We start from the raw sequence: 25,484 nt of genomic DNA on the forward strand, positions 1-25,484 counted from the left end.
CCGAAATCGGTGACCCCATGGGGTCACAGAGTGAACCTTCCGTGTCGCTGCGTGTTCTTCGGTGTCGCTGCGGCACCCCCTCTGACCTGCGGCGGAGCGTTCAGGCGCAGGTCAGAGGCTATATCGGGAACCGATTCCTAAACCGTGTGTCGCAGGTTCGAATCCTGCCGGGGGCACCTCGAAGATCAGCCTAAACGCCATCTGGCCTGCGGATACGCTTTACTGTCCGTGGGTTAGGGCGTCGCTGGCGGCGCGCAGCTCACCAGCCTTTCGATCAGCAGGTTCAGCAGTCTTTCGTGCTCGGGTGCCGGGGTCCCGCTGCGCTCAGGGTGGCCGGGAATGCCGAAGCTGCGCACCTGACGACGTAGCTCGTCCATCCGCGGAATCCAGAACGACTTGTCGAGCGGATCGAGCACGCATGCGTCCACCGCATCGATCTCCGGCCAGCTTCCGGTCGGCCCGGGAGTGCGTGCCCTCGTCACCGACATCCTGAGCACGTGGTGGACGGCGGCGAAGGCCATCGCGTTGCCCTGTCCGTAGTCGAGACCGACGCGCCGGCCCTGCGTGGGGCTTTCCTCGCGTTCGACGACGCCCCACGCCAGCATCACTGCCAGTTCCCGGAACGACGCTCGTTCGTACATCATCTGGAGGAGTTGGTCGTTCCACGGTTTCCGGGCCTTCCGGTCGGGTTTCGCCTGCAGGTAGTCGAAGGCGAATGCCGTCGGCACCGGGCCCGGCGGGACGATCCATGGTTGCGCAACGTCAGCAGCCGCCACCGGTCCGGCGACGCCTCCGGCTAGGTCCACCAGGTCGAGGACGGCGCGGTAGGGAGCCGCTACCCGGTTGTCCGGATCGAGTTTGGTGAGGGCGCGCATCGCCTCGATGCTGTCCCGCTGCGACAACTCGGTGATGTGCTGGTGCAGGTAGTGCTGGGCATCCGACCAGTCTGCCTGCCTGAGCCAACCGGTCAGTACCTCCGGCAGGGTGGGCGGGGCGGTGGTCGGCCCCGGCGTCTCGGCCATGCTGAAGATGCCCGGTGTGCCGCGAATCGACCACAGCTCGTCTGCGAATCGCTGTGCCGCGCGCCGATCGGTTTCGGGATGATCCGTGACCGCTGGCGGGGAGAGGGCCAACGACAGTTTCGCGTCGACCGGTACGCCTGCGGCGGTGAGTTCCTGGTGGAACCTTTCCGGTCCGTATCGGCGGGTGCCGGCGACAAGTTCTGTCGTGGCGGGGTCCAGGGTCGCGAAGGCCGAGACGTAGCTCTGGTAACGGGGCACGTTGTCGATCACGGGCGGGTGGGCGATGTCGTGGTCGGCAGGTGGCAGGTACACCCCGGCCCGGACCGGCAACAGCGCCGGCTGCCGGGTCTGCGCAGTTCCGGTACGACCTGGTCGGCCGTCGTCGTGGGCCGCTGGGCGTCCGGTGTCTGCCGGGTCTGGGTCGGGTGCTCGCACCACGACCGGTGCCTCGGCCGGTTCGGGAGGGCTGGCGGTGTGCTCCACGACGTCAGGTGGTGGGGGGATCTCGGCCAGCAACCCGGCGACGCCGGCCTCGGTGAGCCTGTCCCGGGCCCGCTTCAGCAACGCATACCGTGCGCGTTGCGCGCCGTTCGGCGTCGTGTCGTCCCGCGGGATGTTCTGCTGCTCTGCCAACTGGTCCAACCGGCCGAGCAGAACCTGGATGTCGCTTTCGGCGGGATCGGCCCCGGCGAGGTCCAACAGGATGTCGGCCACATGGCCGAGGGTCAGGGTCTCCTGGGGGGCTTCGGGACCGGCGCCCACCGGCACGACGAATTCGTTACTCGGGTGGTGGCGGCCGAAGGCCTGCTGGTGAAGCCGCCGGTCCTGGTCGTCGACGGGGTTGATGACACTCCGGTTGAGGCGTGGTGGCTGCCGCGGCATCGGATCGGTCCGTCCGAGTGTATGGACGAAACCCTGGAGTGCGAGATCGGCCGCGATGGTGACGGCCGATGCGATCTTCTGGCTGAACTGCTCCACGATCCATGGTGTCGGTTGGCCTGGTGCACCGATGACGATCCGGGCGGCACCGGAGTAGGGCAGTTCCTCCCGGTAGTCGGTCGGTCGGATCCAGAGGCGATCCCCAACGGTGACGATGTCCCACCCGGCCAGGAATTGGTACCTGCCGGCGCCGATGTATGGCAGACCTAGACCTGCGATCTTGACTACATGAGCGCGTTGTGTGGGATTGACGGCGTAGTACGCCGCGAACGGGCCGAAGGTCGGTATGAGCGAGTGTGAGTAAGCGTCGAAGTGCTCGGAGAGGTCACCGGGAACGACCAGATTCGAGGGCAGCACCAGTGTTCGGTTGTCGCCGATCAGCCGGGCGAGCTCTATGGCCTGCGGTGCGCTCACCGGGCCGGACATCATCAGTTCTATGAATGCCGTGTCGGGCAGGTAGTCAAGGATCTGCGTCAACACGTGAGGTGCTGCGGCCGCCTCACCAATCTCCACCACGACGAGTCGGCCGATCTCGCTCGACATCCGCGCGGGCGGTGCGGTGTGCGAACCTGCCGGGCGTAGGAACGTCCCTGCCGGCCCCAGGTCAACCGACTCGTAGCCGCCGATCTCCCGCATCTGCGTGTGCGGTGTCATCCGCCAGTCTCGCGTCGAACCGATCTTCCGGAGTTGCTGCCGAAGATCGAACTGCGTCTCGGCTACCGATTCCTGGTACTCGGTTCTGGTCAGCGCGTTGGCGTACTCCCATCGCGCAGCCTCCCGGCCCCGCTCGATTCGACGTCGCAGCCGGGTCAGCCCGCTGAAGGGGGCAGTGATCGAATAGCGTCTTCTTGCCTCCCAGAGCAGATCTCCCGCGCGCTTGACGTCGTGCCGCCGCAACCGCGCCTGGGTGTAGTGTCGGGGCCACTCCTCATGCCGTTCGTCGCCCGGATCGCGGGTGTTCCACATGTGCTCCACGGCGTTCTCATCCGCCGTGTGGCGCAACGCCTGCGACTTGTGGGTCTCTGCCTGAGCCTGCATCGTGACCACCTCTGCCACGAGCAGTTGCGCCAACAGTTCGACGAGGGCCTCGTCGACCGATCTGACGGTGAGGTCCATCCTCCACGGCATCGGGTCGAAGGTGACCTCGGACTGGACGCCGTCGGTGGCGATGAACGTCGCCATCATCGGCACGTCGATCCACTGGGCGAGCAGTTCCACCAGCCGGAACCACGCCATCTGCTGCTCGTTCCAGCCTTCACTACCGTCGAGGAGCGGGTAGCGTTCGCGCACCCAGTCCTGGGCGAAGCGCCACAGTCGCGGGTCCAGGGTGTCGGCGAGCCGCCCCGTCGACGAGGGGGCCGGCCCCGCGCTGACTGCGGACGTGTATGGCTCGTACCTGTCGAACACCTCGGCCGAGCCGCGATCGACGCGGGACAGGTGCAGCACCGGACGGGGGCCGGGGTGCGTCTGCACTGTCGGGCTCTGGTCGCTGTGTACGACGATGTTGACGTCCAGCGCCCTGGCGATGGCCTCGGGAAGGTGTCGGCCCAGCGCCGTCGCGTGCAGGTCGACCTGTGCCAAGCCCTCCTCCAGATGACGCGTGCTGGTCGCGGTGGCTTCGATGACCAGTTGCACCAGCCGTACGCGGTGCTGATCGATGCCGGTCAGGGCCCGCGTGAGCTGTGCTTTGAACCGGGGAGTCGGCCGTTCCACCCGTCGGGCGAACTCCGCCCGCCACTGGCTACGCCGGTGTTCTCGTACCCGTGCTCCGGTCGCGGCCCGTACTGCCTCGCGGATCGTGTGGCCGTCCGCGCCGGGCAGCCGACGTCGTACCGCGGCTGATGCCTCGGCCTGCCACCGACCGAGTTGCTCGGGCGTCGGCTCGGGAGCGCGGAAACCGGCCAGGAGAGCGGCCACCGTGCTGAACGGCAACTCCTCGGCCAGCAGAGCGCCCCGCCCACCGCCCACGTCGGCGAACCGTGCCGGCTCGGCCGCCACCAGCGATGTCACGAAGTCCCGCAGATGGCGGGGGGTGTGGATCTCGGGGGGGAGCGGGACACCCTGCCACGCCGCAGCGTCGAGGACCGCCCCCAGCAACCCCCGGTGGGCCCACTGCCTTTCGTTGGCCGAGGTCGGGGAGGCAAGGAGAGGTGCGGGCGTACCCGCGTGCAGCCGGTCCGCGATCTCGCGACGCAGCAGATCCGCCTCGCTCTCGCCCGCCACATCCATCCTGGGCCTTGTCGGCGACGTCAGCCAGGAGGCCACCGCGCCCAGCACGGCCGCGTCCTCGACGGTGGCGCCACTGGTGGGAACGGTGTCCACAACGCTCCGGGCCTCTGCCGTGAGGCTCGGGATCGGGCCGGGCGGCGACTCGCCGTCTCCGGCCAGATCGCCCAGCCCGACCTGCTCACGCTGGAACCGTTCGTGCCAGGCGCCGATCGTCGCGCCGCTGCGCCCCAGCTCCTCCCAGAGTCCCGCCACGCTGGCCTCTCGCAGCGTCAACGCGGTGGCCGCATCGGTGACCGGTGGGGCCGAGCGCAGGTACGCCTCGGTCCGCCGCTGGACACCCCGCAGATAGTCCAGCGGAAGGCGGAGCGTCTCGAGGCTGGTGACGGCGTCTCGAGCTGCCATCGCCGGGGTCGTCCCGGCGACTGCGGCGACGAACGCGGCGGGATGCTCCGATCTGGTGGATACCGGCCACACGGCGCGGTCGCCCATGCCCCGCACCCTTGCGGGCGGAGAGTCCGGCGGCGGATACCACGAGTTGAGGTGGAACAGGGCGGCGACCTGTGCGCGTCCGGCCTGGTCCAACCCCAGGGCGGCCAGCAATGCCGTTATCTGCGGTCCCCCCGATGGGTCGAGGAACCACCCGTCCACCTGCTGCGGCTCAGACCTGGTCGTGGCGAAGTTCGTGCCGACCGGATCAGCATCGGAGTCGGGCAGGTCCGAGGCGGCCACGGCGGCGCGGGCCGTGGCGGCCAGGAGCGCCAACACCACGAGTACCCCGCCCTGCAATCCGCCCAGGCCGGTCGCGAGGATGCCGGGATAGGTGACGCCGACCTCGACCGCGTGGGGTCCCGATCCGGCCGCGCCCACCGCCGGCGGGTCGACGGGATTCAGCCACGGCAGTTCCGGTGAACCGAACAGCCGGGTCAGCGCGTCCTCGTGGGCACGAACGAGACGGTCCAGCGCCGCCGTACGGTCGACCGACTGCCCGGTCCTCGCGGTCGGCAGCGGCGCGTGGTCTGCCGTGATCGCCATCCGCTGGACGATCACGCCGTACCGTCGCATGGCCTCGATTACGGCGCCGAGTGCGCGCCACACCGGTGGGCTGTCCACGAGTTCCGTGGCGTGGATGACGAACTGGTCGACTTCTTCCGGGTCCGACTCGATCCACAGCCGGGACCTGGGGCTGTCCGGAGAGGTCGCGAACTGCGCCATGGCCAGCACGGACTGTGCGGCGGCCAGCGCGTCGGCGAACGGGTCCCGACGGTCCTCGGCGGCCACCCACGTCCACGGCTCACCTGGTACGTCGTCACTCCACGTGCCGTCGATGGTGAGAGTGAACGTCCGGCCGGACCCGGGATCGCCCAGGCGGCCCCACGCGTTCGCCAGGAAGTACGGCACCGGTGGCCGGCCGGCGCCGATCCGATGCCGGAGCCAGTCCACGGTCTGCGACGGATCGGGCCATCTCCCGCGTCTGTCCGAGGCGTTCGCCTCGAACGTCGCCGGCAGCGTGTCGCGCCACACCCGGGGCCGATTCAGGCGCGCATCAACGGTGGTCGGGTCGAGGATCAGTACGTCCCAACCGTCCCGGTGCAGGAGATCACGCAGAGCTTCGGTGTCGGGCGCCTGCGACACCGCATGGTACGCCGCCCGTACCGCCTCGTCCGGCAACCTGAGCTGCCCGCTGATCAACTGTCGGAGCACATCCGAGACGGGCTGATCTCCCGGCACCCGACCGGGTGCGAACAGCGGACGGCCACCGGCTGCCCGCACCACCGCAGCCCGATAGGACATCCCCAGTTCCGGATCGGTCAACCGGGCCGTAACCGCGGCAGCGGCGGCCAATCCCGCCGTCGACCGGCCGGCCGGCAGGATCTCGGCCAGCAGGCCGGCGTCGGGCACCTCGTGCGTCTGCGGCAGCGTCTCCGAGATCGTCGGATCGTCCCGGACCGGACCCAGTCCCCGCGCCATCGGGTGATTCGGGGCCTTCCATTGCGGGCGGAAGATCGTCAACATCGCGGCGGCCTGGGCGCGGGTCGACTGGTCGGTGAGCAACCCCACCAGCCGCCACCCGTCGAGGCCGAGTTCGAAGGCGTCGTCCGCGTGATCGCCGGGTGGCCGGAACGTCCAGTCCCACCATTGCGGATCGGGGAACGGTCGGCGGGCCAGTTCCACCATCTCCGCGATGATCCGGAGGCCGGCCTGGGGTATGCCGGGCCACAGGAGTTCCTTCCGAGCGTCCAGGCGAAGTCTGACGACGTCGTCGGAGCTCCAGGCCACCCGGACGGAGAGGCCACCGGCCTCGCGGTGGGCTCGGAGGAACCCGGCGAAGCTCGAATAGCCGTACCGCGGCGGCGGGTCCTTCCTGTTCGCGAGGCCGATCTGGCTCAACGCGTTGAGATGTGCGTAGTAGAGGTGGGCCAACCGGAGGTAGGCGGCGGCGTCCGCGCCGTACCCCGTCCTGACCTCGACCGTTGCCTCGTTGATCGTGAACTTCAGGTCTTTGAGCGTGTCGAGCACGTCCGCAAGACCGGCCCAACCGCCCCACCCCGAGCCGAACGTGAACTGCAACGAGTACCGGCCGTCCGTGGGACGCCCGACACGCACACCGGCTATGTCCGAGAGGTTGGCGAACGCGCTTTTCGCCTGGTCCGAAGCGCCGTGGAGAGACGACAGGAGGCTGATCGACATGCCGTCCGGCACGGGTGCGTCGCGGAGCAGCGGGCTCAACCATTCGTGCGGTGCGGAGTCGGGTCCCGCAGCCGCGCCCATCGCCCGGATCAGCCCGGCGACATTCTGCGGGGCGTCCTGCCGACTGGCATGGGCGGTGATCCGGCCGAACACCTCGGCGCGCTGATACGGCTCGGCGTATCGCAGGGCTGCGGCGCTGACCTCGGCGACGTCGCCTCGGGTGAGGGTCGCCGAACCGTCGTGGTTCCACACCGGCCACAGGTCCGACGTGTCGAGTCCGTACGTCTCCTCGTCGGACCGCTGCCGTCTCTGATACGCCTCGATCACCCGGCTTGGCCCGGCTGTGCCGCCACCGGCACCCTTCGGCGGCCGACTCAGGTTGGCGTACACCGCCAGCGACTCCGCCGGGACGTCCGCCCTCGCGGCGCCTTCCAACAGACCGCGGAGACCGAGCCAACTGCCGTCGTCGTTGAGCTGGTGGACGAGTTTCGGTGGCACGCTGTTCTGATTGAACACGATGGCGTACAGGTGGTCGGTGAGCGTGTCCGTCACCTGCCGTGATCGCCAGTCCGGGCGGCTTCGGATCGAGTCGGCGACCGCGCCCACCGCGGCGAACCTCGCCGCTCCGGCTTCGTCGGCGTCGTTGAGCCGGGTGAGGTCGTCCTGTGGGCCGAGGACTGCCGGATCGACACCCAGGACGGAGGCCAGCGCGAACAGTTTGTCCGAGGGGACGCCCAGCCGTGACGCGTGGTGTTCGATGTCGGGCACCTGCCCGATTCGGACGCTGAAACCGGTTACCCACCAGACGCTGACCCGTAGCGCTGTGGACAACTCGTAGCGCCGGTGCAGGTCGAGGCCGAGCTGCTCGGCCATCTCCGACAGCGTCGTCAGGTACCGCGCACGGTGGTGATCGGTCAACTCGTCCCACAGGTGCTCGACGAGACTCTCGATCGGATCGACATGCGACACGCTGGACGTCTCGTCATCCGACTCGTCCGCCATCTCGACATCCGACTCACTGGCCGTGCCGGCGTCCGAGTCGACGTCCATCGCCGAGCCAGGGGCGCCGGTGTTCGTCGCGGACGGCAGACCCAGCACGCTGGTCAGCCACCACCCGAGATCGACCTGGTCACCCGTCCAGTCGGTCGGAGCCAGCCTCCAGTCGGTGAGGAACGCCAGCGGCACCTGCGCGGCCCAGAACGTGTCCGTCTCACCGAAGTTGACGGTGTCGGGCCACAGCCGTCGCAGCACGTCGTCGGCGAGCGCCGGGATCTCCGTGGGCGGCTCGTGTCGACGCGGCAACGCCGCCGCGATCGGCCCGAGCTGGACCAGCGGCACGTCCCATCGTGCGGCCATGCCGAACAGCCACGTCACGGTCTCGGGATGTGCGTCCGGCGGCAGCGGCGGGACGTCGGAGGCCGTCAGTCCGCCCCACCGGCGGGCGTAGGTCAGGGCCGTCGGCACCGGCACCGCCAGATCACGGGCGGCGTCGAGTACGGCGACATGGTCCAGCCACGGACGGTCGATCAGGTCGCTCTCGACCTCGTGGCGCGGAATGCCCACCTCCTCGGCGAGCCACTGGGCCAGCCACAGGTCCGCGTCGCGTGTTGCCGGTAGCTGCGGGCGGACCGGCGGAGGCTCGTCCTCGTCGAACCGGCGCGCCGAGTCGTCCATCGCCTGCTCCAGCAGCCCGATCCAGTCCAGGCCCGCGAGACGCCGGTGATACTCCGCGACGCTGGCGTGGCCCACCCGGAACGTGCTGTACATCAGGTCGTGCAACTCGTTCGGGGTCAGCCCGTCGGCCCCTGACCCGGTGGGCAGGCGTGCCCCGAGCCAGAAGGTCCACGACGGAAATGGCACCTGGTCACCGTTCGGCCCCTGCGTGAGCAGGCGAGCCAGGTGTTCGACGGTCAGTCGGTCGTCCGACCGCTCGGGCGCGTGGACCGCCAGCCGGTTCAGGACTGACCGCATCGGCAGGAGATCCAGGATGTTCGTCTGCAACCGCCAGGACAGCTCCAGCGCGACCTCCGGCTCGACCCCGGCCCGATAGGCGAACCAGTCCAGGCGGTCCGGCACTCGGCCGGTCGTCGCGATCACGTCGAGCAGTTGTGCGATCTGCTCCTTCGGCAGGTGCATTTTGTCGATCATCCGGGCCACGCGCGGCAGGTCGACCAAGGGGAGCTTGACCACGGCCCGGACCTGCTCCTCGGGCACCTCCCACCGGTCGGCCCAGCCGGCGGCCTCCCGCACGCTCCACCTCGTCGACGTCGGCACCGGCTCAGGTTCCAGATCGGCCGATCGCCCAATCGGCCGGGCGGGAGCCACTTCGTCCAGGAACCGCGTGACCTCAGGCGCCGGCACGTTGCCGACCAGTTGGAATACGAGCGAGGGCAGGTGGCCGGACGGCAGAAGGTCGCTCAACTCGGTGACCGGGAATCCGAGCCCGCCGCTCACCTCCGCATACCGCGTGACGTGCTGCAGCGACTTGAACCCGAGTTCCTCAGCGACGAGTCGGACCTGATCCACCACCCGCTCGACCAGCGTCCCGACCTCAGTGGGCCGCACACGGTCCGCCCTCATGTCGATCATCCGCGCCGCGGTCCGGATCATCTCTCGGATGGCCAGCAGGCCGGCGAGATCGATCTTGCCTGCCGTCTGTAGTCGTTCGGACGGCCGCCCGCCCGGCGGATCCCCCGCTCCGGCGACGGGAGGGACGTCCGGCGCCGCCGCCGGGCGCTCGCTCTCCGTGCCAGACACGGCGCTCGGCCCGAGGCCGAGCTGCCCGGCCAGCGCGGTGAGCGCCAGCAATCGCAGCGTGCGCCGGACTTTCCGCGCCGACTCGTCCGGCCCGACCGAGTCGAGGAACAGGCCCAGGTCCGCCGCCACACCGGCGAGGTCGTCGCTTCGGTGGACCTGCTCGGCGGCCCAGGCCACCGACCGTCCGGCCAACCTGTCCGGAAGGGTGTGCACCAGTTCCAGCGGCACCCCCCGCTCGCTCAGCCAGCGGAACGACGGAAGATCATCCGGGCCCAGTCCGAGTCGGGCGCTGAGCTCGGCCAGGTACACCACCTCGACATCGGTCGACACCCCGAACGGCCCCAACCGCTCGCGCAACCCGGTCAGCAGCTCGTCAGCCCTGGCCCTGGTGCCGGTGGTACGCGTCCGCACCACGGTGACCAGTTCCGCGCCGACGATCCGCAGGGCGCCCGGCGGCAGACCGAGATCCTGGGCGACCGCGTACCACGCCCGTCGGACCGGCTCCACGAGATCCGCCGAGGCGTGCACCTGCGCGTCGGTCGGGAGCGGCCCCTGCACCGCCGAGATCGCCTCGACCGTCAGATCGGTGACCTCGTCCGGGTCCGGCACGCTCTCGATCAGACGTACCCACTGCCGGGTCCTGGCCTCGTCCGGGCCCGTCACACCCAGGTCGGTGACCAGCCGGGTCCACTCGTCGCCGTGGAAGAGGTCGTCGGTCTGCGGCTGTTGACCCACCCTCGGGGTGACCGCCGGCACTGGCGGGGACGCCTCCGACACCGGCTCGTTCGGTTCCCACACCCGCTGGTACGCCGGTGGTGGCGTCTCCTGCCTGAACCGATCCGCGGTGGGGGTGTCCAGCGCCAGCTCCAGTGCGCCGTCGAGCCGGAAGACGAGCTGCGGCAGGCCACGCACTTCTGCCGGCTCCACCTGCACCAGCAGCCCGACCCGGACCCGTTGGTAGACCACGTCGTCGCTGCTGAGCGTGCCCAGGGGCAGCGCGTCGACCAACGCCATCCGGAACCTCAGCGGACCCGCCGTTGCGCCCTGGGGCCGCAGGGCAACGCCGAGCATTCCGGACAGCCCTGGCCCGGAAATCACCTGGTGCAGCGTGTCGGCCCGCATCAACTGCCGTCCAGCCGCTCGCCAGCGAGCCACCTCGACCTCCGCGACGACTGCGTCGTGCAGTGTCCGTACCGACAACGGATCGATGGCGACCACTCGCGCCAGGCCCCGCCGCAGCGTCTCCGGTGGAAGATCCAGCACTGCGGGCTTGAGCCGGTCCACCGTCGCGGCCAACTTCTCATCCGCACCGACCAGTTCGGCCCCGCGCCGCGCCACCCGCGACCGTGGCCCGGACAACACCTCGTCCGACACCAACGCCCGCAACCGCACCAGCGCCGCGCGGACCACCGGCAGATCGACCGTCGGCGGATGCCCCGGGTGCTCCCACCGCACCGTCACCAGCAACGGGGCGACATACCACTGTGCGGACTCCGCCGCACCCACATGCTGGTACGCGCCGACCGGCTCCGCGCGCACCACCAGCCGGATCCCCCTGTCCTCCGGTCTGTTGCCGCGCGCCGGGTGCAGCGCCACACCGCTGTCGAACAGACCGGACTTCCACCAGGCCGTCAGTTGCTCGGCACTCAACAGGTCACGCAGCACGACGCGCTGGCTGGTGACTGCGGTGTCATACGTGACCGCCCGCCAGTCGGCGTCCTGCAGATGCTTCGCGTGATCCTTCACCAGACTCGCCGCCAGCCCCTCGACCCGCTCCGTCGGCGCCTCGTCGGGTTCGGACAGCGCGTCGACGGCCATGGGGTCCGACGCGGTCTCGTCGGCTTCGGGCGACGTGTCGATGTCCATCGGGTCCGACGGCGCTTCGTCGGCGGCGTCCTCGGCATCGGGTTCGGAGACGATCACCACCTTCTCGACGACCAGGGGGAACTCGTCCGGTGTCAGCACGGCCGGCGGCCACGAACCGACCGCGACCGGATCCTCGGCGGGTGAGGGCGGGCTGGCGTCCAGTTCCACATGTTCGTCCGGACCCGGGGCGGTGGTGGCTCCCGGCGGCGTGGTTCCGGCCAGCAGTCCGGCGATACCCGCCTCGCTGGCCCTGAGGTGTGCCCAGCTCAGCAACCGTTGCCGGGCGGCCAGGACCGCGTCGGGGACCGCGCCGTCCCTCAGCATCCCCCGGCGCGCGGCCAACTGGTCCAGCTTGCCGACGAGGACCGATGGGTCGTTCACTGTGGGATCGGCCCCGGCAAGGTCCAGCAGCACGTCGACCAGGTGCGCGAAGGTCAGGGCCTTCTCGGGGGGCGCCGAGCCGTGCGGTGTCGTCAGGTCGATTCTGATGTTCGGATCGGGAACTCCGAAGGCCTCCCAGAGCAGTTGCCGGTCGTGGGCGCTGATGGGATTGAGCACGTGTTCGGTGGGGTGTGGCTCGCGCGGCATCGGGCCGACTCGTCCAAGCAGGTGGACGAATTCCTCGGGATCGGTGCCGGTGTCGAGGGCGATCGCCGTGCCGATTCGTCGAGCCAGCCGCTCCACCGTCCACGGTGTCGCCCGTCCTGGTACACCGACGATCATCCGGGCGTCGCCGGAGTGGGGCAGTGCCTCCCGGTGGGCGGAGGGCCGGATCCAGAGTCGGTTCGCCCCCACCGCGACGTGCCACCCGGGCAGCAGCTCGTACGTCCCGGCCCCGAGATCATGCAGATCCACATCGGCGATCCGTACGGTGTCACGTCGTGGAGCGGGATGCACGGTGTAGTACGCCGCGAACGGCCGGAGCGTCGGCCGGTGCGAGCGGGAGAACGCGACGAAGTGCTCGGACAGATCGGCGGGATCGACCAGATCCGCGGCCAGCGCGAGTGTCCGGCCGCCGCCCACCAGTCGAGCGAGGTCCACGGCTTGCCGAGCAGTCACCGGACCGCTCGTGATCAGTTCGACAAGCGCCTGGTCCGGCAACCCGTCACGGATCTGCGTCAGCACGTGCGGGGCGGAGACCGGATCACCCGCCTCCACCACTTCGAGTCGCCGGAGCTGATGGGTCAATCGTGTCGGTGGGGTCGTCCGGGATCCCGTCGGCCGCCTGAAGTGCCCCGCCGAACCCAGCTCGACGAGCTCGAATCCCGGAGTCTCCGATCCTCGCGTGTACGGCACGTTCCGCCAGTCTCGCGTCGATCCGGCCTTGGCGAGCTGCTGCCGGAGAAGGAACTGCGTCCACACCACCGGATCGCGGTGATCGGTGTAGGTCATGGCACTGGCGTACTGCCATCGCGCGGCATTCAGGCCCTGCACCAGCCGACGACGAAGTCGAGGCGACTGCTCGAGAGGTCCGAGGATCGCGGACCGGCGACTCGCCTTCAGCAGCAACTCCCGGGCGGCGGGCTCGACCCTGGCCCACTCCGCCCGTGCGCTGTGGTAGTCATCCGGCCAGGAGCCACGTCGACTGTCCTGCATGCTGCGCCTGTGTGAGATGTGGGCCCGGGCCGCGGCGTTCGACGTGTAATCGGCCAGGCGCGAAGTCGGCTTCGACTGTGCCTGCATCGTGACTACTTCGGCGAGAAGCAGTTGTTGCATCAGTTCGCTCAGGGCGCCGTCGACGGTTGTGACCGTCAACTGCATCGCCCAGGGCGCTGGTCCGAAAACCGCCCGGTCGCCGTCTGGTGAGATGACGACCTTGGTCTTCAGCGGTGGCATGTCGATCCACCTGGCGAGCACCTCCACCAACTGGACCCACGTCGCTTCCTGTTCGGCCGGGCCGTGGCCACCGGCGAGAGACAGATGACGTTCATGCGCCCAGGCATGCGCGAACGCCCACAGGTTGGGGTCCATCGTGTCGGCGGTACGCGCCTGTGTCGACGAGGCGGCCTCCGCGCTGACAAGGGGTCCATAGGGCCGGTACTTGTCGAGCTGGCTGCTCCATTTTCTGTCGATTCGGGACAGGTGTAGCACCGGACGGTCCCCAGGGTGTGTGTGCTCCACCGGTATCTGGTCGCTGTGGATGACGATGTTGATGTTCAGCGCTCGCGCGACAACTGTGGGAACGTGTCGGGCCAGTGCCGTCATCTGAAGGTCGTCCTGCTCCACGCCCTGGATCAGGTGGCGTACGCCGGTCGTCGAACCGTCCATGATCAATTGGGTCAGCTGGTGGACGCCCGACCCGCCGCGGACCTGGGTGGTACGCAAGAGGAGGCTCTTGAACGCGGTGGTCGGCTGTTCCGCCCGCCGGGCGAGCTCCTCCCGCCAGCGGCTCCGCAGGTGTTCGCGCCTGCGGGCACCGCTCGCGGCCAGCGCCGCCGCCTGGATCGTGTGCTCGTCGGCGTCGGGCAGCCGACGCCGTGCCGCGACCACGGCTGCGGCGTGCCACCGATCGAGTTGCTCCGGCGTCGGTTCCGCAGCCCGGAAGCCGGCCAGTAGAGCGGTCAGAATGTTGAACGGCATCTCGTCGGCCAGCAGGGCGCCACGTCCTCCCGCCACGTCGGTGAACCGCTCCGGATAGGTCGTGACCTGGCCGACAACGAAGTCACGCAGATGACCGGGTGTGTGGATCTCGGGCGGGAAAGGGACCCCCTGCCAGGTGGCCGCCTCCAGGACCGCTCCCAGCAGCCCTCGATGTGCCCACTGCCCCTCCCACGCGGCCATCGACACCGGGGCCGCGCGGAACAGGTCGGGAGCGACGGCGACCAGTCGGTCCGAGACCTCCTGCCGGAGCAGGTCGAGCTGCCGTCTGCTCGCCGGCTCGACCGGCAGGTATTCCGGTGACGTCAGCCAGGACGTCGCGACCCGGAGCGTGGCCACGTCCTCGGCGACGGCACTCCCGGCGGTGGGGATGGTGTCGAGTAACCCGCGTATCTCCTCCAGCAGGCCCGGTACCGGACCGCTCTGCGACTCGTCCACACTCAGGTCGCCAGATCCGTGCTGCTCGCGCTGGTATCGCTCGTGCCAGGCGCCGATCGTCGCACCGCTACGCTCCAGATCGGCCCAGAGCACCACGACGCTGTTGTAGCGCAACTCCAATTTGTCGGTGACGTCGGAGGTCGGCGGCGCCAAGCGGAGGTACTCATCGGCCCGTCGCCGTATTCCGTGCAGGTAGTCCAGTGGAAGGTCGAGCGCACGCCGGTCGCTGACGGCATCGCGGGCGGCCATCTGCGGGTCGATTCGGGCGACGGCCGCCACGAACGCAGCCGGATGTTCCCCTCGAATGCTGTTTGGCCGGTCGGCGAGATGCGCTGTGCCTCGCGGGGGATGCAGGCTGTGATCGGGCGGCGGGGGCCACGAGTTGAGGTGGAACAGCGCGGCGACCTGTGCGCGTCCGGCTCGGTCCAACTCCAGATCCACCAGTAGCGACGCCAGTTGCGGCCCGCCCGACGGGTCAAGGTACCAACTGCCCATCGGATACAGCTCCGACGTGGTGGCGAAGCTCGTGCCGACCGGCGCGGCAGCGCGCGTCGGAACGGCACGTTCCGCGGCGGCGACCAACGCCCACACGACGCGCACCCCGGCCTGCAGTCCGCCCAGGCCGGCCGAGAGGACGCCCGGGCGGTCGAAGCGGACCTCGGCTGCGGGGCGTTCCGCTTCGACCGCCGTGACCTCGGGCGGTCCGGTGGGAGTCAGGGTCGGTGAATCCGGCTCACCGAGCAGCCGGACCAGAACGTCTTCGTGGGCCCGGACGAGGCGATCCAGCACTGCTGTACGGTCCTCGACGGACGTGGAGATCCCTGAGGTCGCCGGTGGTGAGTAGTCGACCACGATCGCCGCGCCACCGACGTGGACGCCGTAGCGTCGCATGGCCTCCACCACCGCCCCGAGTGCGCGCCACACCGCCGGGCTGTCCACGAGATCTGTCGCCCGGATCGTGAGCCACTCGGGATAGTCCGGATCGATCTCGGTCCGCAGGTGGGTCCGGGGGCCGTCCGCAGGCAGCACGGACTCTGCTGCGGCCAGCGCATCGTCGAACGCGTCTCGACGCTCATCGAAGGAGACCCAGGTCCATGGCTCACCCGGCAGGTCGTCATCCCAGGCGGCGTCGATGGTGAGGGCGAAGGTGCGTGCCGACCCGGGCGCCGCCAGGCCACCCAGGACATTCGAACTGAGGTCGGGGACGGGCGGTACGCCTGCGTCGATCCGTCGGCGTAGCCAGTCCACGACCTCCGAGGGTTCCGGCCAGTCGTCGTGCGCGTCGGAGGCGTTCGTCTCGGATGTCACTGCGAGGGTGTCGCGCCACACCCGGGGCCGATTCATGAAGGCGTCGACCGTGGTCCAGTTCAACGCCAGGTCGTCCCATCTGTCCCGCTGGAGTAGCTTGCGGAGGTCGTCTGTGCCGTCGGGTGCCTGTGACACCGTGTGGTAGGCCGCTCGGATGACGTCGTCCGGCAGTCTCAGTTGTCCGGCGATCAATTGGCGGATCACGTCGGAGACGCGTTGGTCTCCTGGCACCCGGCCGGCGGCGAACACTTCGTGGACACCGGCTGCCCGCAGTACCGCGGCCCGGTAGTTCATCCCGAGAATCGGGTCGGTCAGGCGGGCGGTGACCGCTGTCGGGTCCAGCTCTCTCGTCGAGTCACCGGCGGCCAGGATCTCGACGAGCAGGGAAGTCTCCGGCACCTCTCGCACCGGCGGCAGTACGTCGGGGATCGTGGGATCGTCCAGAACGGGACCGAGTCCCCGCGCTATCACTTCGTCGGCATCGATCCGCTTTGCAGGGAAGATGGTCAGCATCGCGGCGGCCTGCGCGCGGGTCGTGTCGTCGGCGAGGAGCCCCACCAGCCGCCATCCGTCGAGGCCCAGCTCGAAGGCGTCATCCGCGTGATCGCCGGGCAGCCGGAACCGCCAGTCCCACCACTGCGGATGCGGGAACGGTCGGCGGGCGATCTCCACCAACTCCGCGATGATCCGCAGTCTGGCCTGCGCGGTACCCGGCCGCAGGAGATCCGCGTCGTTGGCCATGCGGAGCTGCACGACGTCGTCGGACTTCCAGGTCACCCGGATGCGCAGGTCGCTGCCCCGGCTGTGGGCCCGGAGGAACCCGGCGAAGCTCGCGAAGCCGTGACGCGCTTCCCGGCCAATCCCGCCCGCGACGCCGATCTGGCTCAACGCATTGAGATGGGCGTAGTAGAGGTGGGCCAGGCGGAGGTACGCACCGGCGTCGCTGCCGTACCCAGGGGTGACATCGACCGTCGCCAGAACGAGATCGAGGTTCGGTTCCCTCAGCACCGTGAGTAGCCGGGTAAGGCCGGTCCAGGTGCCTCGCCGGGGCCCGAAGGTGAGCCTCGCTGCGTTCCTCCGAGGTGCGACCTGTACACCGGGGATTGCGCCGAGTCGCGCAAAGGTGGCGTCGGACAGCGCCGAGCCGGCGCGCGGACGCCACTGGAGCCGCAGCGATATGCCGTCGATCGGGGGTGCGTCCGCCAGGAACGGGTTCAGCCATTCGCGCAGCGAGGAATGAGGTCCCGCAGTCGTGCTCATCGCCCGGATCACACCGGCGACATTCTGCGGGGTGTCCTGTCGGCCGGCGTGGGCGCTGATCCGGCGGAACACCTCGGCACGCCGAGCCGGCTCAGCGTGCCGCAGGGCCATGGCCCTGACCTGGTCGACGTCGCCCCGGGTCAGCGGTGCCGAGCCCACGTGGTTCCACACCGTCCACAAGTCCGACGCGTCGAGTCCGTACGTCTCCTCGGTGGCCCGCCGCCACTGCTGGTACGCGTCGACCAACTGGCGCGCATCGGCCTGGCCGGTCTCGGTTCTCCCTGGCGGTCGACTCAGGTTGGCCCAGAGTGCTACCGACTGCGGAGGGACGCGTTCGGATGCGGCGATCTCCAGTTGGCTGCGGAGGCCGAGCCACCTGCCGTCGTCGTTGAGTTGTCGGGTGAGCCGGGGTGGGAGGTGGCCGAGGCGTCGGACGATGTCGAACAGATGGTCGGTGGGCGTGCCGGTCAGCCGCCGTGTCGGCCAGTCAGGGCGGTTCCTGATCGCGTTCGCGACCTCGCGTACGGCGGCGAATCGCGGGGTGGTGTCGGTGCGGAGGCGGTCGAGGTCGTCCGGTGGGTGGATCGTGGCGGGGTCGATGCCGAGGTCGGAGGCGAGTGCGAACAGTTCGTCGGGTGGGACGCCCAGGCGTACGGCGTGGTCGTCGATGTCGTCGGGTATGCGTTCGATGCGGACGCTGAACGCGGTGATCCACCAGAGGCTGATGCGCAGCCGGGTGGACAGGGCGCGTCGCCGGTGCAGGTCGAGACCGAGCTGATCCGCTACTTTCGACAGCATTCGAAGGTAGGTCTCGCGCCCGGGGCCCTTCAGGCTCTGCCACAGGTGGTGGACTGCGGCCCCCTGGTCGACTCCCGAGCTACTGAGCCTGCCCACGGTCGAACCGAGTTCGATGCCGTGGGGCTGCGGCAGACCGAGCACACTGGTCAACCAGAGCCCGAATTCGTACTCGTCCTCGTCGGCCTGGCGGTCGGTTGGAGTCAGCCCCCGGTCGGTCAGGAATGCCAGCGACAGCCGGGCATCCCCGAACACCGTGCTGTGTGCGCCGACGTCTCTGGTGCGGCCCCCCCAGAGCTGTCTCAGGGCATTGTCCGCGAGCGTCTGGGCGTACGCGCCCGGGGCCTGCTGACCCGGTAGCGCTGCCACGACCGGCCCAAGCTGGAACAGTGGCACCTTCCACCGCACCGCCGTGCTGAGCAGCCACGGCAGGACGGCGGGGTGCGTGTTCGGCGGGAGCCTCGGAGCGTCCGACACGCGCAGTCCACCCCACCGGCGGGCGTACTCCATGGCTGTCGGCACCGGCACCGCCAGGTCCCCGGCGGCGTCGCGCACGGCGACGTGGTCCAGCCACGGGCGTTTGAGCAGGTCGCTGACGACCCCTTCGCGCGAACTGCCCACCATGTCGGCAAGCCACGAGGCCAGCCACAGGTCCGCCTCCCGTCCGGCCGGCAGCACAGGGCGGTCCGACGAGCCTCCGTTGCCGTCGAGCGGGCGGGCCGAGTCGTCTGCCAGCTCCGTCAACCCGATCCAGTCCTGAAGCTGGAGTCTCCCGTGATGCTGCCTCAGGTTGGCGTGGCCGGCGTGGGGCGGGCCGTACAGCAGGCTGTAGAGCTCGTTCGGTGTCAGCCCGTCGGAGCCCGACCCACCCGGTAGATGTGCCCCCACCCAGAAGAAGAACCACGCCGGCTTCGGCAGATCCTTGTCGCCCGGCTTCCTCATCAGGTCGACCAGGCGTTCGACGGTGAGCCGGTTGGCGGCGCGTGCGGGTGGTGCGAGCTCTCCCAGGCGGTGCAGTGTCGCGCGTAGGGGAAGGAGGTCTGACGGGTCGGTGTCGAGTCGCCAGGCCCATTCGAGAGCGGTGTGTGGTGTGACTCCGGCTCGGTAGGCGACCCATTCGAGGCGGTCCTGGGTGCGGCCGGTCCGGTGGGTGAGGTGGAGAAGTCGGGTGATCTGTTCTGCGGGCAGTCGTAGTTTGTCGATCGTCGCGGCGGTGCGGGGGAGGTCGACCAGGGGGAGGTCGGCGATCCGGCGCACCTGTGCTTCGGGCACTCCCCAGCGGTGGGCCCAGTCGGTGGATCTCCGGGTGCTGGTGTCGATCGTCCGGGGTGCGTGGTCGGCTCGGATGTCGGTCGGGTCGTCCATCGGTTGTCCGGGTGCCGCCTCTGCCAGAAAGCGGTTGATCAGGAGGTAGGGCACGTTGCCGACGAACTGGTAGGCGAGAGATGCGAGGTGCCGGGACGGCATGCGGATGCTGAGTTCGGTGATGGGGAAGCCGAGCCGTCCGCTGAGTTCTGCGTAGCGGGTGAGGTGTTGCAGGTCCTTGAATCCGTGTGGTGCGGCGATCCGTTCGATTTCATCGGCGACGCGATCGCCGAAGGTCGTCGCCTCGGCTGGTCCGATGGCGCCCCGCCACGTCTCGGCCACGGCGCGGATGGCGGTCCGGATCAACTCACGGACGGCCAGCAGCCCGGCCAGATCGACCTGGCCCTTCGCCGGTAGGCGATCCGGCGTCAGGAGCGATGGTCGTTCAGGTTCGTCGCTGGGCGGGGCGGCGGGTGGTTCGTCCTCGCTGTCGCTGTCGGTGGCCGGTCCGAGATCGAGGCGATCGGCCAACGTTCTCAGTGTCGATACGCGCAGCTCCTGCACGGTCGTTCGTGATCCGCCCAGGCCCGGCAGGAGGCCGAGTTCCGCAGCCACGGCGGCGAGGTCGTGGCCGCGTCGGACCTGGTCGGCGGCCCAGGTGACGGTCCGTGTCGCCAGGCTGTCAGGCAGGGTGTGGATCAGTTCCAGGGCCACTGCCCGTTCGTTGAGCCAGCGGAACGACGGGAGGTCCTGCGGCCCGAGTCGGAGGCGGGCGCCGAGTTCGGCCAGGTACACCACGTCGGTGTCGGTGAAGGCCCCGAACGGTCTCAACCGGGGGCGCAACCCGGTCAGCACCCCGTCTACCCCGGCGTCGGCGCCACGCGTACGCACCACCGCCGCCAACTCCGGACCGACGATCCGCAGGGAACGAGGCGGCACACCGAGGTCCACCGCGACCGCGTACCACGCCCGCCGCACCTGGCTGACGAGACCGCGCTGCGCGACTCCGGCCGGATCTTCGGACACCCTGCGTAGTTCGCCGTCCAGCCGGGCGACCTCGATCTTGAGTGATTCGATCCGCTCCTGGGTGGCGTGCTCCCGTGCCTTGGCGGCCTCAGCCGCTCGGCGCAGCTCGGCAACCCGCGTGGACCGGGCCGTCACCTCCGCCGCAGACTCCTGAACGTTCTCCGGCGCGCGGTGGGCCTCGATCTCCGCCTGCTTCAGACCGGCGTGTGTCGCCCGCACCGATGTCAGCACGGCATCCGTCTGCGTCAACGCCGTGCGCGCCGCCGTCAGATCCGCTTCCATGTGCGCCGTGAGTGCCTCGGTCGCAAGCGCGGGGACCTCGTCCAGGTCCGGCACGCCGTCGATCAGCCGGATCCACTGGCGTATCCGGGCCTCGTCGACTCCGGCCGTGCCCATGTCGTCGAGTAGGCGCAGCCACCGTGCTCCGTCAGTCGGCTCGCCGCTGGCCGGTGGGGACGCCACCGCCTGCGCCATCGGCTCGTAGTCCGGCGGCGGCTGATAGTCGGGCGGCTCGCCCTGCGGTGGCGACACCGCGCGCAGGAGCTGGTTCGCGGTGGCCTCGTCCAGTACCAGTTCCAGGGCACCGTCGAGTCGGAAGACCAGGTGCGGCAGGTAGCGCTGTTGCATCAGCTTCACCTGCACCAGCAGTCCGACCCGTACCCGCCGGTTGGTGGTGTCGTCGCCGCCGATGTCGCCCAGGGGCACCGCGTGGAACATCGCCATCCGGACCCGCACGGGGCCCACCGTTGCGCCCTGGCTGTCCAGGGCGTCGGGGAGCAGACCGATCATTCCCGGCCCGGACAGGACCTGGTGCAGCGCATCGGCACGGTTCCCCGTCGGGTCGGGGCCGGCGGAGTGCCAGCGACCCGCCGCGACCTGGGCGACGACCGCGTCGTGCAGCGTTCGCACCGACACGGGATCGATGGCACGCACTCGTGCCTGTCTGCCACGTATCGCCGCGGCGGGAAGCGCCAACACGGTCAGACCCAGCCGGGCCGCAGTCTTGGCCAATCCCTGGCTCGCCGCGACGAGTTCGGCTCTGCCCCGGGCCACCCGCAACCCTGGCCCCGACAACACGTCGTCGGACACCAACGTACGCAGTCGCATCAGCGCGGCGCGGACTGCCGGCCGTGCAGCCGTCGCCTCCTGCCCAGCGTGCCTCCACGAGACGGTCACCAGCAGCGGGGCCTGGTACCACTGCGCGGATCCCTGCGCCTTCTCGTGCCGGTACACGTCGGCAGGCTCCGCCCGCACCACCAACCGGACCCCGCTCTCCGGCAGCTCGGTCGCTCCGGCCGGGCGCAGTGACACTCCGCTGTCGAGCAAGCCCGACCGAGCCCACCTCGACAGTGCCCCTACGTCCAACAGGGCACGCAGACTGCCACGCTGAGCCATGGCCCGCCCGGCCGGAGCCACTACCTCCCAGTCGGTGTTCCGTAGGTTCGGGGCGTGCACGTCGACCAGATCCGCAGCCGACGCCGCGAGGCGGTCCGGCGGCCCGGCGAGCCGTTCCGAGGCGTCCGGTGCGGCCGTTCCGGCGGTGTCGGTCTCCTCCTCGACGGCAGGCGGCGCCTCGATGGCCACCCTGTCGACCAGAAGCGGAAACTCGCCCGGCATCAGCACGGCCGGCGGCCCGGAATCGACCGCGACGGGTTCCTCGGCGGGGTCGGGTGGACTGGCGTCGAGTTCCAGATGTTCGTCGGGATGTGCAGCGGTGCTGCCCGGCGGAGTCTGCGGGTCGAACTCGGTGAGGATCCGGTAGTACATGCCCGAGTCGCGCCACAGTCGCCGGAGCAACTCACGCCGGGCCGCCACCGGGCTCGCCGTCGCATGTGGCAGGCGCAACCGCTCGGCGTACCGGTCGAGATGGGCCACCAGCGCTGCCGGGTCCCGCTCGGCCGGATCGGCACCGGCCTCGTCCAGCAACGCGTCCAGCAGATAGTGACCGACCCGCGCCGGGACGCTCCCGGACGTGAACAGGGCCTCCTGCCACTGCGCACCGAACGCCAGGTCGAGTAGCCGCCGATCGTGCGCGGTCTCCGCGTGCAGCGACGCGGTCGACGGCCACGGGCGCGGCGACACCGGAGGCTCGGGCCGGTGCACCCGGACGAAGTCCGCGTCGGCGACGGCCCCGGTGTGGCTGGCCAGCACCCGGGCGACCCACATGCCGTACTGCCAGACCGTCCAGGGAATCGGGCGGTCAGGGGTGCCGATCACCACGCGCGGGTCGCCCTCGTCGACCCGTGGTGACACGTCTGCCGGACCGATCCACACCCGATCACCGACCGTGACGACATGCCAGCCCGGCAGCATTTCGTACCTGCCGTCGTCGCGCGCGCTCAGCGTGAACATGCCACCGACAGGAACATCCCGCTGCGAGGCGGGATGCACGGTGTAGTAGGTGGCGAACGGTGTCATCGTCCGTTGATGTGCCCCGCTGCGCGCGACGAGACGGTCGGCACCGGCACCGCTGGGATCCACCAGGTCCCGACCGACCGCCAGGACGTGCTCGTCGCCCAGCACCTCGGCCAACGCCACGACGTGGGCTGTCGAGAGTCGAGCGGCGGGCAGCAACTCCACGAGCGCGTCGGTCGGAAGCACCGTCCGCAGGTCGGTGAGCCGTCGACGCGCGTCCGCCATGTCCCCGACCTCGACGACCACCAGCGGCCGGTCCGGATGAGGCAGTCGCTGCGGCGGTGACGCCGTCGGTGCCATCGGCAGGAAGACGCCCGCCGGGCCCAGACTCGAAGCCCCCAGCTCCGCGAGTACGGCCACCAACCCGTCGATCTCCACGTGCCAGTCCCGCACCGAACCGTCGGCGGCGAGGGACAACTCCAGGCGAAAAGCCTGTCCCTCGGTCGGGTTGGCCTGGTAGACGACGCGTACGTCGGCCCTGGCCAGCAGAGCCCGATCGTGGCCGGTCGCCAGCCGCCGCAGCACCCGTGGACCGAACCGGCCGAGCCTGCGGGCTGAGTCGAGCCGCATCTGCGTCCGATCCACCAGATCCACCACGGCGGGATGGGCGGCTCCCACCCACTGCCGGTGGTCCCGGCTGGGGCCGGCCCGCCACATCCGATCGGCCGCCGGATACCTCGGGTCGTCGTCGGCGGGCCGCCCGCCGGCGAGGATCGCCTGGACGTCGGGGCTGGTGGTGGCCTGGGCGTACACCCCCGGCCCGTCCCGACCGGCCCGCCACCAGGCGATCATGGCCGCGTGCTCGACGTGGAGCATCTCGTGGGCGAGGGTCAGCAGGGCCCGGTCGAGTGGCAGACCGAGGTCGAGATGGACGTTCCACACGTCGGAGGAGAACGATCCGTGGCTCAACGCCGACGGCTGGCCCAACTGCTCCCGTCCGACCAGAGCGGGCGAGCCGGTCTGCCGGCCGATGACCCGGGCCACGCCCTTCCATGCCTGCCACTGGCTCTCGTCACCGAACCGCCCGATCAACCGTGGATACACCTGTCGGACCCGAGCACGCACCGCCTCGCGCACCCCGGGATCCGCCGAACGGAACAACCGGAAGTCCTCCACGTCGGTGGTGCCGAGCAGCGTCCGGTGCGCCTGCTGCACCACCGGCCAGGACCGGTCGTCGTACGGGTCGACGTGCACCTCCGGCACCCCGCCACCGTCGGGTGCGGCCACGAACCTGTTCTCCCGGCCGACACGTATCGACCAGCCGAAGCGGCGCAGGTCGGCCACCAGTTCCTCGCCGCGATACCGCTCCAGCGCCCAGTCCAGTGCGGTCGGCTGCCGCGCTGCCACCACCCGTGGCCGGACCGTCCCGTCCGGCTGCACACTGGCGCGTACCGTGACCCTCTGGCCGTTCGCCGTCGCGCGGTACTCGCGGTAGCCGTCCATCAGCAGGTCGGGTCGGACCTCCCCGCCGGTGTCGACCACGTACTGGACGAACTCCTCTGCCTTGTCCGCCTCGGTCCGCAGACCGGCCGCCCGCTGGAACCGGTGCCAGGCCTGCCCGAGCGGGTCGACGGCGGACTTCCAGCCGACGCTCCTGGCCAACCCGTAGAAGTACGCCACCTCCGACGGTGACAGGAACCCCGATGCTGCCGCATCGGTGCCGGCTGCCGGGAGGACCTGATCGTGCGGGGTGGCCGCCCGTCCGTCCGGGCCGAACACCACCACGTGGGTCGCGGGATCCCGCAGCGCCGCCGACACCCAGCCCTCGCTCACCGGCACGATGACCGGCCCCGGACCACCACCCGGGGCCGGCGATGCCCCGAACCACCACACCACATCGTCGTGCGTGACCAGCCAGCCCAGCTCACCCGCGCCCAGACCGGGCCGCAACCGCACCAGCGCCGACGTGTCGGGGACCCGCAGGAGGCCGTCGAGCAACGCGTCGGCGTCCGCCGTCGTCGGTTCGCCACCCGCCACCGACAGCACGTCGGCCATCGAGACCGGCATCACCTTCCGCATCAGCTCGGCCGCGTCCAGTCCGGGCGGGAGGCCGTGCCGTACCAGGCGGAACGCCATCGCGACGGCCGCCGGGGGCACCGGGACCCGCAACCGCTGCTGGGATTCCGCCAACCGGCCGGCCAACGTCTCGATCCGGGCCCAGGGCGGCCCGGTCAGGTCCGACGTGACCTCTATCGCCGCGCTCATCGCCTCTCTCGCGGCGACGTGCGACCACGGCAGGCTCCGCACCGCCGCGGCGTCGTCCCACGACGTTTCTCGACCCTGCTGGTCCACCGGCACCAAGCGTTCGGAGCGCGCCGACCCGACCGGCACCTGCACCTGCACCCGGTACAGGTCCGCGAGCTTCTCCACCGCTTCCGCGTCGTTCACCAGGCGACGCCCGTCGACCCCCCAGCGCTCGACCTCCCACGGCACCAGCACCATCTGGTCGGAGAACGGCTGCCCGTGGAGGAAGGCCGCGCCGACCGCCGAACGGGGCTTCTCCTCCGCCAGGAAGACCAGGGCCGCGTCGACCGGTCGCACCGCGGCGAGCGAGGCCGCCATCGCCGCCGAATGCCCGGTCTGGGTCAGCTCACCGGTGAGTATCAGCCGGCCCGCCACCACGAGGATCTCTCGGCACCCATGAGCGACCGGCACTCCATCACCCCCCGGTCGTTTCTCCGGCACCAACAGCTTCGGACGGTTTCCGCCGTTCAGTGCTCTGAGTCGGCCGCCGTGCCCAAGACATCCCCGCCGCACGGTGGCACGACTCGCCGGATTCCCGGTAGTCCCTTTATGTCCTGGCCGGGCGTCCTCACCGTCCGGTGCGGGGGGTGTCCC

Annotated in this window: 1 protein-coding gene; it reads right to left on the minus strand. The window is 70.2% G+C overall.

Annotation, left to right across the window (positions count from 1 at the left end; translation table 11 throughout):
• Positions 1-233: 233 nt before the first annotated feature.
• On the minus strand, positions 234-25,265 hold the full coding sequence (locus tag ACQVFL_RS03245; protein WP_431728657.1) for a hypothetical protein: 25,032 nt from the start codon (positions 25,263-25,265) through the stop codon (positions 234-236).
• Positions 25,266-25,484: the final 219 nt, after the last annotated feature.

The organism is Verrucosispora sp. TAA-831, assembly GCF_050780145.1.
In the GTDB taxonomy this organism is placed as follows: Bacteria; Actinomycetota; Actinomycetes; order Mycobacteriales; family Micromonosporaceae; genus Micromonospora.